The 14,830-nt window shown below is 56.4% G+C and carries 14 protein-coding genes and 1 pseudogene; 5 read left to right on the forward strand and 10 right to left on the reverse strand.

Annotated features, from left to right (window positions below; all coding sequences use genetic code 11):
* The 3 genes from FY112_RS08215 to FY112_RS08225 form a co-directional block, all read left to right on the forward strand.
* Window positions 1–828 (forward strand): hypothetical protein (locus tag FY112_RS08215; protein ID WP_246700631.1); only part of this gene is annotated, 828 nt, incomplete at its 5' end.
* Window positions 816–1,220 (forward strand): SMI1/KNR4 family protein, encoded by a 405-nt coding sequence (locus FY112_RS08220; protein WP_151518149.1) that lies wholly within the window; start codon window positions 816–818, stop codon window positions 1,218–1,220. The genes FY112_RS08215 and FY112_RS08220, both read left to right, overlap by 13 nt.
* Window positions 1,210–2,268 (forward strand): TonB family protein, encoded by a 1,059-nt coding sequence (locus tag FY112_RS08225; protein WP_246700632.1) that lies wholly within the window; start codon window positions 1,210–1,212, stop codon window positions 2,266–2,268. Before FY112_RS08220 ends, FY112_RS08225 begins: the two co-directional genes overlap by 11 nt.
* 597 nt (window positions 2,269–2,865) lie before the next feature.
* Here the strand turns inward: FY112_RS08225 and FY112_RS08235 are convergent.
* Window positions 2,866–3,828 (reverse strand): substrate-binding domain-containing protein, encoded by a 963-nt coding sequence (locus FY112_RS08235; protein WP_246700633.1) that lies wholly within the window; start codon window positions 3,826–3,828, stop codon window positions 2,866–2,868.
* Between the two features lie 155 nt (window positions 3,829–3,983).
* On the opposite strand from FY112_RS08235, the pseudogene FY112_RS08240 reads away from it, so the two are divergent.
* Window positions 3,984–4,181 (forward strand): annotated as a pseudogene (locus FY112_RS08240) (hypothetical protein); the annotation flags it as partial.
* Window positions 4,182–4,321: 140 nt separating this feature from the next.
* Here the strand turns inward: FY112_RS08240 and FY112_RS08245 are convergent.
* From FY112_RS08245 to FY112_RS08255, 3 genes are all read right to left on the reverse strand, one after another.
* The gene (locus FY112_RS08245; RefSeq protein ID WP_017958472.1) at window positions 4,322–5,308 is read right to left on the reverse strand and encodes a molybdopterin-dependent oxidoreductase; all 987 of its coding nucleotides are present in this window, start codon (window positions 5,306–5,308) and stop codon (window positions 4,322–4,324) included.
* 5 nt (window positions 5,309–5,313) lie between these two features.
* Entirely contained in the window at window positions 5,314–6,333 is a 1,020-nt protein-coding gene (locus FY112_RS08250) for a carbon-nitrogen hydrolase family protein (protein ID WP_151518151.1), read from the reverse strand.
* Between the two features lie 63 nt (window positions 6,334–6,396).
* Window positions 6,397–6,777 carry a Rid family detoxifying hydrolase gene (locus FY112_RS08255; RefSeq protein WP_017958470.1) on the reverse strand — a complete coding sequence of 127 codons (381 nt, stop codon included), beginning with the start codon at window positions 6,775–6,777 and terminating at the stop codon, window positions 6,397–6,399.
* Window positions 6,778–6,959: 182 nt separating this feature from the next.
* On the opposite strand from FY112_RS08255, the gene FY112_RS08260 reads away from it, so the two are divergent.
* On the forward strand, window positions 6,960–7,880 hold the full coding sequence (locus FY112_RS08260) for a LysR family transcriptional regulator (protein ID WP_017958469.1): 921 nt from the start codon (window positions 6,960–6,962) through the stop codon (window positions 7,878–7,880).
* Window positions 7,881–8,024: 144 nt separating this feature from the next.
* Here the strand turns inward: FY112_RS08260 and FY112_RS08265 are convergent, their stop codons facing one another.
* The 6 genes from FY112_RS08265 to FY112_RS08290 all read right to left on the reverse strand — a co-directional run.
* Entirely contained in the window at window positions 8,025–9,263 is a 1,239-nt protein-coding gene (locus FY112_RS08265; protein WP_017958468.1) for a RidA family protein, read from the reverse strand.
* A 1-nt stretch (window position 9,264) separates the two neighbouring features.
* The gene (locus FY112_RS08270) at window positions 9,265–10,572 is read right to left on the reverse strand and encodes an amidase (RefSeq protein ID WP_151518152.1); all 1,308 of its coding nucleotides are present in this window, start codon (window positions 10,570–10,572) and stop codon (window positions 9,265–9,267) included.
* 308 nt (window positions 10,573–10,880) lie between these two features.
* A complete protein-coding gene (locus tag FY112_RS08275) occupies window positions 10,881–12,161 on the reverse strand; it encodes a hypothetical protein (RefSeq protein ID WP_017958466.1) in 1,281 nt (426 codons plus the stop codon).
* A gap of 25 nt (window positions 12,162–12,186) precedes the next feature.
* Window positions 12,187–13,188 carry a molybdopterin-dependent oxidoreductase gene (locus FY112_RS08280; protein WP_017958465.1) on the reverse strand — a complete coding sequence of 334 codons (1,002 nt, stop codon included), beginning with the start codon at window positions 13,186–13,188 and terminating at the stop codon, window positions 12,187–12,189.
* Window positions 13,189–13,602: 414 nt separating this feature from the next.
* A complete protein-coding gene (locus FY112_RS08285) occupies window positions 13,603–14,328 on the reverse strand; it encodes an amino acid ABC transporter ATP-binding protein (protein WP_017958464.1) in 726 nt (241 codons plus the stop codon).
* On the reverse strand, window positions 14,325–14,830 hold a 506-nt coding region (locus FY112_RS08290; RefSeq protein ID WP_151518153.1), incomplete at its 5' end, for an ABC transporter permease subunit. The genes FY112_RS08290 and FY112_RS08285, both read right to left, overlap by 4 nt.

Here is a 14,830-nt window from a genome sequence, read left to right on the forward strand (position 1 = left end):
AATAGCGGTTGGTGCTATGGCCGCCCGCCGGGCATCGATGCCAGCAGATGGCCGGTCAGCACCACCAACGGAATGCCGCTTCGCCACGCCTTCACGGTGAAACTGCCGCCGCAATACCGCACGCTCGGCGATGGGTATGTGGCGATCTCGCTCTTTGTCGACGAACAATGGGAAACGCCGCCGGCAAGCAGAAATGTGGACACCGGAGGCGCGCGCCAGGCCGATCCGCGCCGCTTCGACATGGAATTCATGGACAACGACTACGTTCTCTTCTGGCTGACGGAAGAGGAGTTTGCAGCACCGCTCGGCGCACCGCCGGCCATCGAGGGCGCGCCGGTTCCCGGCTGGCTCTCGAAATCGCCGCTCGATTATTTCGGCGAATTCAACCTGCCGAAAACGGTGGCCGAGCAGCAGGAAAAAAACGTCTTTTCGCCCGGCGGACTTGCCGTCAACGAACTTCTGGCGGCAGCTCGGCCTTCGAGGGGCTGGAAGAACCTGCCGGGAACAGAAGCGCTCGACTACGGTTGGCCGATCGAGATCACCTTGCGCGACGGCGACCCGAATGTCGGCAAGCCGGCGCGCGAATTCAGGCACCAAAACGAGCTCAGCGGCTATATCGCCGCCTATTCGGAAGAAGGCCAGGCATTGGGGCTGGAGCGTTTTCAGGACTGGCACGCCCATCTCGGCGGCACGATGTTTCCGATGCAGGGTTATCCCGATTTCTCGCCCTTCTACATCGAGATTTCGGAGATCTTCGGCGGCTTCAATTTCGGCGACGGTGTCGCCCAGATCGACCTCAAGGAGATGAAGCTCGAATGGGCCTGCTGATGCTGGAGAAGTTTGGAGATGGCTGCCAGTTGCCGGGCGCAAGCCCGGCTGAAATCGCGGCCTGCGAGGCGAAACTGAAGATTATCCTGCCGGCGGAGATCAAGGCCTTCCTTGCCGCCTCCAATGGTTTCAACGGCGAGGTCGGCCAAGGTTATCTGGTCCTGTGGAGTGCGGCGGAACTTGCCGGGGCTGACGGCTACGAGATCTTCGAATTCCGCGACGACCAACTGCTGATCGGTTCGAATGGCGGCCCGACCGCCTATGGCTTCGTCAAGGGCGACTATATTTCCATTCCCTTCGTCTTTGCGGGAGACTGGCTGAACGAAGTGCGTGTTCTCGGCCGTTCTTTCAACGAATTCATCGAGGCCATCGAGCGCGGCGATGGTTGGTAAGGCCATGTGCCTGGCGGTCGGGCTTGCTGCCCGCTTTAAGGGGACCTTTAAGCAGGAGAAGATCTTGTGTATGTCGTACGATAGGCCAAACTTCAAAACCGTCACCGCGGTCTGCCGACCACCTCAAAATGGCAAGGCGAACACGATGAGATGGATCCTTTTCGGCTACTTGTTTCTGAGTGTTTTTGGCATGGCATCCATACTCCGCGCTGAAGAGAAGCTGCCCGCCACGAAAACGGAGTGGGGTGCTGAAGTCAAAAAGCGGCTTGTCGAGAATCTTGCGGTCGCAGTCGGTTCCGGTTTGATGGGCACCCGGCATCCTGAACTGAAGCTCATCGTGCGCAGGAACGGCACGATCGCAAAAGTGACGGTCATCCGGTCATCCGGCGATAAGTCGATCGATGAGGCCGTGCTGCGGATGGTAAAACGCGCCGGTCGCCTGCCACCGTTCTCCCGCGATATGAAGGGGAAACAGGAGGAGGTTATCCTGTCGATCGAAATCGACCTGGGAGGACGACCGCGAGCTGATACCACGAGCAAGGGGGAGAGGGTCTATCAGGCCTTGGGGTTCAGGCTGGAGCTGCCTCAACCCTTTGAAATATCCCAGACCCGGCGCCCGAATGACACGGAGATTTACATCGACGCCAGGAGCGGGACCAATCAACCCTCATCGACCGATGCGAATGGAACGGTCTGCACCGTCGGCTTCGACGCGCGGTACCCCGAAGGAGCCGTGACGCAAAGTCAGCTGAATGCCGATGATGTCATCGTCAAGAAAATCACGGCGGCGGCGGGGCGGGACCCCTCGCTGTTCGGGAAGGTCGAAAGCACCATAGTTTTTGACCATAATGGTGTGAGGGGGATCGCCACCATCACCACTCCGGCTCTCTTCGATAGGCATATGTCCGATCGAAGGCAGTATCAGGCGACGATGGTCAGGCCGCAGGGAACTGTTACCGTTTCATGCTGGACGACGGCCAAGACGATGCCGCACGCGATAGCGATGTTTCAGAAGATCGCTGAAGGCACTGGGCTCGCGAACCCTTGATCGCGCGAGGCGAGTGGCCGCGCAGGCCGCCCGTCGACTTAATGTCACGGCGCAAGTCGACACGGCTCCTCGCGTCGCATCTGATGACAGGCATCATCCTCAATGTCAACGACGCAACCGAGTTGTGCTCACCTTGCAACCGAAACAGGCAGTTGGGGAAGCGCAGCCGTTCAAACAGCTAGGCGTTTCGATGGCGTCGAGGAGGCCGAACAACTAAAATGCTTCAGTTCCAGCACTTCTGGATCGCCTTGCTACCGAAGTTCGATCCCTGCATCGCCTTTTGGGCCGGGCAGGTGAACGAAGACGACGCCCTTCTTATCGACTGCAACCGGAGCACGCTGGTCTTCAGCGTGTCCAGCATCCGGCGTAGTTTGGTCGCATCATTCTCTTAGAAGCCCCGTCCCAACCGAGCCGACATAGACCGACGCGTCGCCCAGGTGGGCCGGCCGCAACAGGCTGCCAATCCCCAGACACAACTGCTCGCGACAAACTCCATGGCAGCAATCGCTCCAGCAATAATCGCTTGGATTTGAATAGCCACCATCCAAAGGAAGGAGGGCTGTATCCCACTCCTCCCTTCCGTTAATGTGGTAATGCTTATTTGCCGGTTACCTGAGGGTCTTGAGCAAATTCCAGGACGTTTTCCTTTGTGAGCAGTTTCGTTTCGAGTTCGATGCGCTTTTCTGGAACTCCGCCGGTTAGCTTCGTCATCATCGCATTCATGCCGACATAACCCATTTTGTAGGGGTCTTGGACCACGACGCCGAGTATCTTACCCTCCTTGACGAGATCATATGCCTGCGAGCTGAGGTCGAAGGTCACGATCCTCACGTCGTTCCGCTGGGCCGCCTCAAGGGTAGCTGCAGCGCCCTGCGCGACAACTTCGTTCTCGAAAAAAACACCTGCGATATCCGGTGTTTCCACCAACGTGTCTTCCATGGCCCGCCGACCTTCCTCGAGGCTCAGCTTAATTACCTTGCGCGGCAGGACACTCAGCCCCCTTGCTTTCGCTTCTGTTTCAAAGCCGCGAACGCGGGCCTGGACGTTGTCGTTGGCGGGGCCAAAGTCAAAGACGATAACCTTGCTCCCGGGTTTCACGTTCTTGGCCATAAGCTCGGCAGCTATCTTTCCGCCTGCCACATTGTCGGTGATGATGAACGAATCCCACGAACCCGACTGCAGTCCGATGTCCGTCACGACCACGGGTATGTTGTTGGCGTTGAAAACGTTTTTGACAGGCTCAGCGAGGACGACGCTGTCACCGGGAAATATAAGAAGACCATTCACACCCTGTGTGTACAGGTCTTCAACATCGCCGACCTGCTTGGTCGTGTCCGTGTTACCGCCATTCGTGACGATAAGCTCGATATCGGCACCCTTTTCTTTCCACTCAGCGGCCGCTTTCCGAGCGCCTGCAACCTGAGTTTGGGAGAAAGGGATAGTGCCCCAGAACTGCGAATAGCCGATTGTGTACTTTTCCCCGGCAGCAGCGGTGGTCGCAAAGCAAGCACCGAGCGCTGCGGAAATCGCAAGAAGGGTTCCCCGTTTCTTCGAAATCACAATATGCGTCTCCTCCATTTGACATGATTCGGAGCGTCTGGACCGGCGCTCGCCTCCGATATCGAATTGAAGGTCTTATCCCCCGCTACCACGTTAATCGGCTAACAGCGATTTAGGTAAGCTATTGCTTGACCAGTGTTGTGTCGCCCATGGTCCATGTCAGCGCGACGGGTGTAGTAGCGGCAATCACGATCTCGACCACGTTCGCTGAATCAGCCCGTTCTCCAGCAATGGAGCGCTTGTCGTCGCCAGTGCGCCGGATTTGCAGACAGGGGCAGGTCCTGCAGCGCGATATTGCCATCATCGGGCCGATCATTGCCTGGCTGGTGTTCTTTGTACCTGGGCTGGTCTGAAAGCGTACGTATTTCCCGAAATCATGCCGAACGCTCTTAGGCATGCTTGTACCGATTGAGAACGACTGCGAAGTGTTGAGGAGGTTGGATTTCTACGCGCTGATTACGCCGTCTCAACCCTCGTTTGCGGTAGAGAGTGGCTACGCTGCAACTTGAACTTGGACGGAGTGCACGGCGTTTCTTGCGGCCGATGGCGGCTGTCCTTCGCCAACCTTGTTGGTGCAGCGACATAGCAGGACATGCTGGCCGGATGCAGGGACCCAGGGCAACTCGAAGCGCTGCCAACTTCTATCCTCGCGCGGGCTTACACTGGCCCTCTGCCACGAGCCTCCTCCATCCACGCTGACCTCTACGGTTGATATCTCACGATCTCCCCAAGTCCAACCCCATATCTTCGTTGGCACGCCAGCCAACAGTAGATCATTAGGGGATGGCGACACGATAACGGACTCAGGGGCGACGCTCCAAACTGGCTTCGCCCCTGATGGCGTGGGATCGTTATAGAAGCGCGTCGTATAGGCGCCGCTCGCCCGCTGGTTTGCAGCCGTGATCGAACCAACCCACTTTACAGAGTTCGTGCCATACCAACCCGGGACAACTAGTCGAACCGGACCTCCGCGCTCCGGACTGAGCGGCCGGCCGTTGATCTCAAGTGCAAGAAGAACCTCTTCTGCGAGTGCTTTCTCGATAGGCAGGTCTTTTTGATAGGCGTCTTCAATCCCCGCGTATTCGCCCCACTCGAGGCCGGAAGTCCATATATATGACGCGTCGGTGCTGATCTCTGCTTGCTCCAGAACATGCGACAGCGGCACACCTTTCCAAACCACATTTCCGATCCTGCGCTTGGCGACTGTCGGGGCAAGAGGGCTTCCAGCGCATTCGTGAAATGACATGTACTCGCGCTGGGGCATGGCTTGAAGATCCGCGAGACGCAACCTCGTTGGGTTCCCCACGAGGCCATCGACATCGAGATGCCAATGGTCGGGGTCGATGTTCAGGAACCCCATATGCGTGACCAGAAAAAGATCATCCTCCGGGGTGATCCAGGAGTTGAGAGCATGAACCCCTTCAGCCGGACCTTGGAAAGAGAAGCCCTTCTTTATCATGTGCATACCCGTCCGCGTCATCGCCTTTACTCCTTTAGGGCCGGTGCATCGAAGCGGATTCCAAATTCCTCCGGGCCTTCTTTGAACCGGATCGGTTTGCGGCGTGTCCGGTTGACAGTGATGTCGAATATATCGAATTGGTTGTAACCAGCAACGACGTCATGAAATCGTTTCGGTTCAACACACTCGTCCAGATCGATATGGGCATAGCCGATGCCTTCATCGATCATTTCATCCCCCATTGGCGCTCCAGTCGGTCCAAGGAAAAAGCTGCTGGCCCGCGGACTGGCTTCTATGATCGCTGCGATTTTGGGGTCATCCAAAGCAATAGAGCTGCGTGCGCTTTCATCAAACCGACCGGCGACAACGATGCCGAAGCACTTGGCTTCGAAACAATGGGCTGCGGCCCGAATGCGGTTGGCCGCCCGGTTGTCGTAGTTGTCGCTCTCCGTCGGAACGCGAGTGGGCCAGATCGGCGGATAAGTGCTTATATGAACCTGCTCGGCCTGCGTCATCAGACTGTAGCGAGCCAGTGGATTTGTGTTTTCCCCGCAAATGAGACCGCCAATACGGCCAATTCTTGTATTTGCGACGACCAGACCTGCGCCGTCGCCGGGATCCCAAACCAGTTTCTCGAAGAACGTTGCGACCAGCTTTCGATGGTGGACCAGGATCTCACCCGCATCGGAAATCAGGACATTGCTATTCCACAGACCTGCGACACTTGCCGGGTTGCGCTCGGAGAAACCGATTGAAACGAAAACACCGTTGTCGGACGCAGCTTTCCGCACACGCTCGATTTCAGGTCCGTCCACGTATACGGAGGCATTCAAGAAGCGCTTGAAATGTTCGTGCGATTGAATGGGTGGGTAAAGTGCTGCCCAGACGGGGAAACCGGGAAGAAAGCTCTCCGAAAAGACTACGAGCGATGCGCCGTTTTGGGCAGCCTCTGCGATTACCGAACAAGCTTTCTCCGCGCTCGCCACTGGATCAAGATAAACCGGGGCGACATGAGCAGCGGCGGCCTTGAAGTTCATGTTTCCCATCGACATTCCCCTACTCGTGAGTTTTGGTGATTAGCCATTTCGAAAAGGTCGCCAAAGACCGCGTCACGACCGCTTTGCCGTTAGACCGATTTCGATGCTTGCACCAAGCGGGAGGCTGGCGCAGCCGACTGTGGTGCGGGCAGGGTAGGGCGATGAAAATCGCGTCGCGTAAATCTCGTTCATCTGAGCGAAGTCGCTCATGTCGGTGAGATAGACGTTGACGGATACGACATCGTCCGGCCCGAGGCCTGCTGCCTCCAGGACCTGAAAGAGGTTGTCGAAACATTGGCGGGTCTGATCAGCGACATTTCCGTCGACAAGTTTGCCAGTGCTGGGGTCAAGCTGCGTTTGCCCGGAGCAGAAAAGCAAGTCGCCGGCCCATGTCGCGTGCGAATACGGTCCTACGGCCGCAGCGTTGGAAGCATTCACGGTTCGTCTTGACATGTTTCCTCCAAAGGCAGGTTCAAGCGGAGCGAACCTGCCTTTGGAGGAAACATGTCCGCAGGCTACTTCGCTTCATTGTAAGCTGCACGTTCAGCTTTACAGCCGTCCGAAGTTAGCAGAACAAATTTGCGCGCCAACCCGAATAGGATGCACTAGGCTGTGCAAAAATAGACGAGGGGATTATGGCGACTGCAATCGATCATCTTGATTGGGACGATCTCAAGCTCTTTCTCATCGTCGCCCGGTGTAAAAGCGTGACCGGCGCCGCCCGTGAAATGAAAGTCAGCCACTCCACTGTTTCGCGCCGGCTTGCTCGTCTGGAATATACCGTGGGCAGCGCGCTTGTTGAACGAACCCGGGATGGACTTCTGCTGACGTCGGCTGGGCTTGTCACCATGCGACGAGCGGAGGAAATCGAGAACGGAGTGAATGCTCTTCGAACTGACGTGAGCAATCGTGACGAGATACGCGGTACGGTCAGATTGGCTACCATGGAGGGCATCGCGACACTTTATCTATCCGAGCGCCTTGTCGAACTCACAAGTCGGTATCCTGATCTCGCCCTCGAACTTGTAACGTCACCACAAACGGTGCGGGTCGCTCGCCGCGAGGCGGATCTGTTCCTAAGCTTCTTCAAGCCCCATGGCACTGCTCTCGACAGTCAGCTGATAGGACGTTTCAACACAGGGCTATTCGCTTCGCAGGCTTATCTAGAGGCTAGTGGCGTTCCCTCTCACGCGGCAGATCTCCGCGAGCACCGCTTCGTCGGCTATATCGAAGAACTCGTTCAACTCGAAAGCGTTCTTTGGCTCGAGGAACTTGTAGCCGCTCCCAAGATTGCGTTCAGCTCAAATAGCATGATGTCGCAGATGTTCGCGGCGTCTGCGGGGGCAGGAATTGTAGCCCTCCCAGAATTCGCGCGTAGCCTAAACCTCGGTCTCGTTCCCGTGCTCCAAGAGCTGACAGGCGTCCGTGAAATTTGGCTTTCAGCACATCACGACCTGGCTTATCTTCCAAGAGTCCGCGCTGTGAAGCGGTTTCTGAAGGAACTGTTTCAGCGGGACGAACAGCGTCTTATGAGAAAGACGTCCTGGTCCTCGTGAAACTGCAGCGGATCAGGTCGGCTACGCGGCAAGTATCAGGTGGCAACGGTCGCGCGTTGCCATGGAGCTCGGATGGCCCCCGTTGTCAGCGGGCGCGACGCCCGCTGACTTCTGTTGAGCAATCGTGTATCAAGGCGCCGGCTCCTAAGCAGCGGCTGCGATCACTTCGACTGCAATTTTGGCACCGGCGACTGGAAGCGGAGATGCCTTAACGACCGACCGCGCGGGCGCGTTGGCGAATCTATCTCGCCAAAGCTGGTCGAATTCAGCGAAGTCGAACAGGTCAGTCAAAAACACCTGTGCCTTTGCCACGTGTGCCAAGTCGCTACCCACGCTTTTCAAAGCTGCTTCAAGCCTGTCGAGCACCCAGGTTGTCTGCAAGCTTATTGCTGAGGAGTAGTGTGGGTAAGCCGGGTGAACAGTGCATTCCTTAGGCAGTCTCCCGGTATCGAACCCTGGGAATATGCCCGCCGAGAACACAAGATCGCCAGCTCCGACAGCTTCAGGGCCGCGGAAAGTCGATAGCGGGGAGATGCGCAGATCATTGCCCTTGTAAGCGGTGAGATCTATTTCGATTATAGTATCGCCTACGAGCAATGAGCCGATACCGGTAACTGCGAGAGCAGCTGGTTTTGGGAAGGCTGAAGTCCACGCGTCCAAGAAGCCCTTCTCATGTGACGTATTTAGGAGCAACGCTTGGGTTTTAATTACCTTGTTGTGCGATGCCCCCGCCGCCGCCAACGACTTGAACATATTGTTCAACGTGTAAGCGGATTGCTTGGCCATATCGGCTGATGAGCCTTTACCGCCCGCCTCAGGTGGAACACCATCGACAGCATTATGGGCCAATTGGCCCGAAGTGAAAACAAGGTCGCCGGCGGACATCGCTTCGACTTTCTTCGTCAGCGGTCGCGGCGCATCTGATGTCGCAGGGTTCTTCCGTACTTTTCCATCGGTTGCAAGCGCGATCAGCGCGATCTCGAGCCGTGCCCCTGGAACCAGAAGACCTGCTGCGCCTACTGTCGTACGGGTGGGCGGGTTGGGAAAATGTCGCTTCCAAACGCGATCAAATCCGGGGAAATCCGCGCTGTCGAGAAGGAACACATGCGCCTTAACGACATTCTCCAATGAACTACCCGCACGCTGAAGCACGCGAGCCAGCGAGTGTAGGATATATTCCGTCTGACGTTCCGAGGCCGTATCCAGGAACGGCAGATGCTCATTGATCGAAGCCTCGGGCGCAATGCCATTTACCCAGTCGGTGGCAAGTGTTCCTGAAGTAAAGATGAAATCCCCCGCTCTCACGGCTTCGGATTGCCAGATCGGGACGCTTAGGCCCTCCCCACGAATATGAGTGAGCGAGCTGCCCTGAGACAAAGTCATACTAATTGTTCCTCACTTTGTTGATCACATGTTCGACCCATGCGGCAAACCGCAGGAGCGTTTCGTCGTGGTGGCGCTTCCCCACCAGTTGTATTCCGAGAGGCAGCCGCTCAGCACCCAGACCGGCTGGCAGGTTGACCGTCGGCATTCCGACGAGCGACCAGCTCAGGCAGAAAGTAGCGGCGCCGGTGGAATGCAGTCCCCGTGGCGCTTCGCCCGGCACTGAGAGCGTCAGCAAGACATCGATGTCTGAGAAGAGCTCGGCGAGTTCTTCGTTCAGGTGAAATCCACCCTGCTTGGCCCGTAGATAATCGCCTTCAGAAACAAGTCGGCCCGCCTGAATCTCTCCATAGAGATCGCTTCCAAGTGTGATTTCGTTAAACGTCAGCGTCTCAGGCAAAAGCGATCGCGCCATCTCGTAGCGCGAGATCGTGCGCTGCCAATCGAGGGAATACGTGAAGGCACCGGGCGCGGGTATATCGCGAAGCGTCGCGCCATTCCCTTCGCAGATCGAAGCAACTTCGATCAGTCGCGCAATAGCCTGGGACGATGCAACGTCCCTGAAAGGCCCCAGAAATATTCCCACTCTGGGTGCCTGGCCACCAGCCTGAACATCGGTGGCTTTATCTACTCTGCGAAGTGCGTCAAACAGCAAAGATACGTCCGCGACGCTGTTCGCGAACCCGCCTACCGTGTCGAGAGACCATGCGTAAGACTTGGTTCCCACTGGAGAAAGCGAGCCGTACGTCGGTTTAAAACCAACGACACCGCAAAAAGAGGCCGGCCGGATAATCGAACCACCGGTTTGGGTGCCGGTTGATAGTGGTACCTGACAATCTGCGACAACCGCTGCGGATCCAGCAGAAGAGCCTCCTGGCGTATGGTCTGGGTTATGCGGGTTTGTAGTCTCGCATGGCCGGCTTGCACCAAATTCGACGGTGGCTGTCTTGCCAATAATCACCGCACCGGCCGCGCGGAGTGCAGCAACACAGGCCGCATCGACTGCAGGTCTGTTGTCCCGGTAGGCGGGCGACCCGTAAGAGGTGACATAGTCCGCCGTGTCGCTTAAATCTTTGACGGCAATCGGGACGCCGTGAAGGAGACCTTTGTGATGCTCTCGATCTTTTCGCGCCGCCTGTGCCAAAGCCGCGTCCTTGTCTAAGGCATGCCATGCCCGCAAGACAGGCTCAGACATTACTGCATGATCAAGGCTAGCTCGAACGATCTCCTCTGAGGTGAGCTCACCGCGGCCAACAGCGCGTGCCATTGCCGCCGCGGAAAGTTTGTGAGGATAAGGAAAACTGGTCATGCGCACATTTTAGGGCGCATAGACTATTTCCGAAAATGCAATGTTGGCGTCATTCAATGCAATTTTGGTATATGGGTGAGAGGCAATTCCGCCCCCGGCCCCCATGTGGCGAAGTAAGCTTCCGACCTTGCTGAAGCAATCCGGCTGCGAGGGGCTAGCCCTCGCTCAAACGATCTGAACTGTGCAAGCCGGCTGCTTCGAAACCGTGGCTCGCCGCGAGAGAGCGGCTCGCATGCTGCAAAGCTAAGGTAAGTCCGCGTCATGCATCCAGCGGGCTTCAGAGTTCAAGTAACGCCGAAACCGGCCAGCTACGGCCCGTTGCCCTGGGTGATTTTACTTACGTCAATCGTATAGAGCCGGCGTTCGCCGTCGTGGATGGAATCGATGCAAACTTGGGACCCATCTCGCTTCCACCGCGGGTGGAGGTCGCATCTGTTTTCCTTTCCGAGATCCGGTGATGTGTAGAAACCGCCGAGCGGGATCCGGACCTCACCCCTCGTGTCGAACAGAAATAGATCTCGTATTGATGACTCGGGGTCGGGATATGTGTCGCTAATCATCCACCGCGGGTTCTGCGGTGAAAAACTCATGTGGCCATTCTCAGTCAGAATGTCTCTGCCTATTACCTCCACCACTCCCTCTGGACGATCCTGGTAGAGGTGATAGTGGATCTCTTCCGCGTGAGGCCCCCAAACGATAATGTGTTGGTCGTCTTTCCAGAGCGGATGCGAAATCTGATATTCTGACTTCTCGTAAGCAAAAGTTCCCACTGACGCTGGATCGAAATCACTAGCCAGCTGCGGCAGAGGATGATCAGAGCATTCGAGAAGCCGTAGATCGGATCCATCCGGATTGGCCGTAATAAGACGGTGTAAGAAGCACGTCTCGTCGGCCACCCGCTCGGTCCAGCGGTGCAGGAAAAGGATGCGGCTCGAGCTGGGGTTGACCTCGATATGACTGACCCAATGGATCGCTTTGTCCATCGAATTTCGCGGATGGAAGTCTCGCAGAGCTTGGTAACTGACGACCAATTCATAAGACCCACTTTCGATCTCCATACGATAGATGCCGTCATCTGCCGGATGAAGTCGAAGATCTTCGGCGCCACAAACTTCAGGATACCCAATTGTCTGGTGAGTGATCCACAAACGCCGATAGTTGACGGACAAGGCCCACTGGCTATTGGGAGCCACGACATAGATCGGAAGGGGGAGGCGGTGTTCGTCCTCGCTTTCGATATCACGGATGATACTTCCGAACCCGGGATATCGATGGTCGGAGCGGTGGGCTCTCGCATTGTAGATGATCTTCCGGCCCGGTTGATGATCAAGCCACTGAAGTTGGGCGCCCATCTGCCAGTTCCATGCAGATGTTTCACCGAGAACGTTGAAGTCGTTACTCTCCGAGTCAAAATATCCAACTCGTGCCACGAGATGTGGCTCAATTTTGTGGTCGGCCCAGGGGACTTGATGAGCAAGAATATACCGGCCGGTCCGGTCCCAGTTTGACTTGTTATAATAGCCGAAAAAGTAATGCATTCCATCGCTGCCGATGCGCTTCGGAGTCGGAAGCTCGCTCGTTTGAGACATATTTCACCTTATTTTCTGATTTTTGCTATGTAGATTGATCCGCCAGGACCTCGATCGAAAAGATGCAATTTCTTGCTTCCGCGAGCGGTTGGCCTCGACCGGCAATATCGATCGCTCTGCATTGAAGACGGTGCGTCCCACTCGAAGCGGGGCTCCATGCGCAGGAAAATCTCTGCCATGAATGTTGTCGACGAGGCTCGACTTGCGCCGTCCTCCAGCACGCGCCCCCGTCCACGCTGACCTCCACAACCTCGATTGGATCAGCGCCCCATGCCCATCCGAAGATAAGCGTCTGAGCTCCGACAGCGATGACGGCTTCATGAGCGGGGGAAACGATAAGAGAGTGCGGCGCCACCCGCCAAACCGGGGTCACGACCTCCCGCCCGGCTAATGTCTTCCGGTCGTTATACATCACGGTTGTAAAATAGCCCGGTGAGCGCGCCGCCTGCAGATCCAGGCTTACGAGCCACTTGGTCGAGTTCGTGCCATAGTAGCCCGGCACGACAAGACGGACTGGTCCGCCGCGCGTATCGTCCAGTTCTTCGCCATTCAGCTGCAGAGCGAGGAGGATGTCGTCTCGCGAGAGTTCCTCGAGTGGCAGATCCTTCACAAAAGCCGGAATTTCGGTTCCATGATAGTTGCCTCCGTCAGCGCCTGCGGACCACATAAATGCAGCTTGCGGTTTGACGCCGGCGAGTGCGAGGACCTCGCGCAAGGCGACGCCGCGCCATACGACGTTTGCCACACGCCGCACAGGGACGCTTGGATGAAATGGATGCCCAGCGCATTCGTGGAACGCGCAGACGTCGTACTGACGCATTCCCCGCAAGTCATGGAGTCCGAAAGTTATCCGCCGGTCGACCAAACCCTTGATCGTGACCTTCCAGTTGTGGCGGTCGATTGCGGGCACGCCCATGTGGTTCAACGAAAATACGCAATCGCGCGGAGTTTCGAAGTCAACCAACGCGCTGACTGGCGGCTGTTTCAAATTGGGCAGATCTACCCCGTCGAGCCAGTACCTGTTCATCGAGCCTCTCCGCAGCGTGACTGGTTGATCGCATCTCCGGCACAGTCAACTGAAGCACCGTCCGGAGAAAGTGGGCAAGCACAAACTAATAACTTGAAGTCCATAATGGCCATAAGCGAATGCTAAATTGGTATAGAGCTTACAAAGTTGTCAAATCAGTCAACGAACCGACGTAAGCTGAAGAGCCATCCCTGCAACAGTCATCGTTAGAAAACGATCACCCGCCGCGGTGTTGGTCATGCTATTGTGCAAGCAAACCCGGATCGACATAACCGCCAACTCGCCACCAGGCTTTTGGATGCTGACCTTACTACAAGGGTGGCAAACAGCGCATTTTGAGCTCATGAAAACCGTGCGCTGCATCGAGCTCTGGTGGCGTGGCAATATCGAGGGACACCACGTCCGACCGCAGCTTCAGTGAAGTATACGGCGTAGGAAATCTTGAGCTCGTTCGCTAGCCGGCCGATCGAAAAACTTATCTTTCGATGTATCTTCCACGATGCGGCCCCCGTCCACGAACAGCACCCGATCGGCAACGTTTCTGGCAAATCCCATTTCGTGTGTCACGCACATCATTGTCATTCCTTCCTTCGCCAGTTCCACCATGACATCCAGAACCTCGTTGATCATTTCAGGATCGAGTGCTGAGGTCGGCTCGTCGAACAGGATTGCTGTCGGGTCCATCGAAAGCGCGCGCGCGATGGCCACACGCTGCTGCTGACCGCCAGAAAGCTGCGCAGGATATTTTTCTGAGTGTGTCCTGAGCCCGACGCGATCCAGCAAGGCCAAACCCTTTGCGGTTGCTTCTTCCTTACTCCGACCCAAGACCTTGCGTTGTGAAAGGGTCAGGTTTTCTATGATCGAAAGGTGCGGGAATAGTTCAAAATGTTGAAACACCATGCCCACACTCGCCCGCAGCGTCGAGAGATTGGTTTTCGGGTCTCGCAAGCTCTGACCATTTACAATGATCTCACCCGACTGGATTGGCTCCAGGCCGTTGACAGTGTAGATCAGCGTCGATTTTCCGGAACCCGATGGGCCGCAAACGACGACAACCTCACCTTTTGCTACCTGCGTTGTGCAATCTGCAAGCACCTGAAAACTTCCATACCACTTGGAAACTGAGTTGATCGAAATCATCGCTGGACCTTTGTCTGAAGAATTTTGACGCATGCGGATGCTAGAGAGCAGATCGCGAAATAGCATGCACCGGCGAAGAGGATCATTTCCATCGCAGCGCCATCACGCTCCCCGATGTTGGTCGCGGTACGGAAAAAATCTGCAAGGCTGATCACATAGACCAGGGACGTGTCTTGAAAGAGGATGATCGCCTGGGTCAGCAGAAGCGGCGTCATGGCACGAAACGCCTGCGGCAAAACGATCAGCCACATTGCCTGAAAATGCGTCATTCCGAGCGCCATTGACGCCTTCATCTGACCTTTCGGAATGGCATTGATGCCTGCGCGAATGATCTCGGAATAGTATGCCGCCTCGAAAAGCGTGAAAGCAACTATTGCGGAGACAAGGCGAATGTCAGCTCTCGGGGATAGGCCGAGAACCACCTGTAAGAACTGCGGCACAATGAGATAGAACCACAGCAACACCATAACGAGCGGGATCGACCTGAAGACCGTGACGTATC

Source organism: Rhizobium sp. PEPV16 (genome assembly GCF_008919455.1).
In the GTDB taxonomy this organism is placed as follows: domain Bacteria; phylum Pseudomonadota; class Alphaproteobacteria; order Rhizobiales; family Rhizobiaceae; genus Rhizobium; species Rhizobium leguminosarum_Q.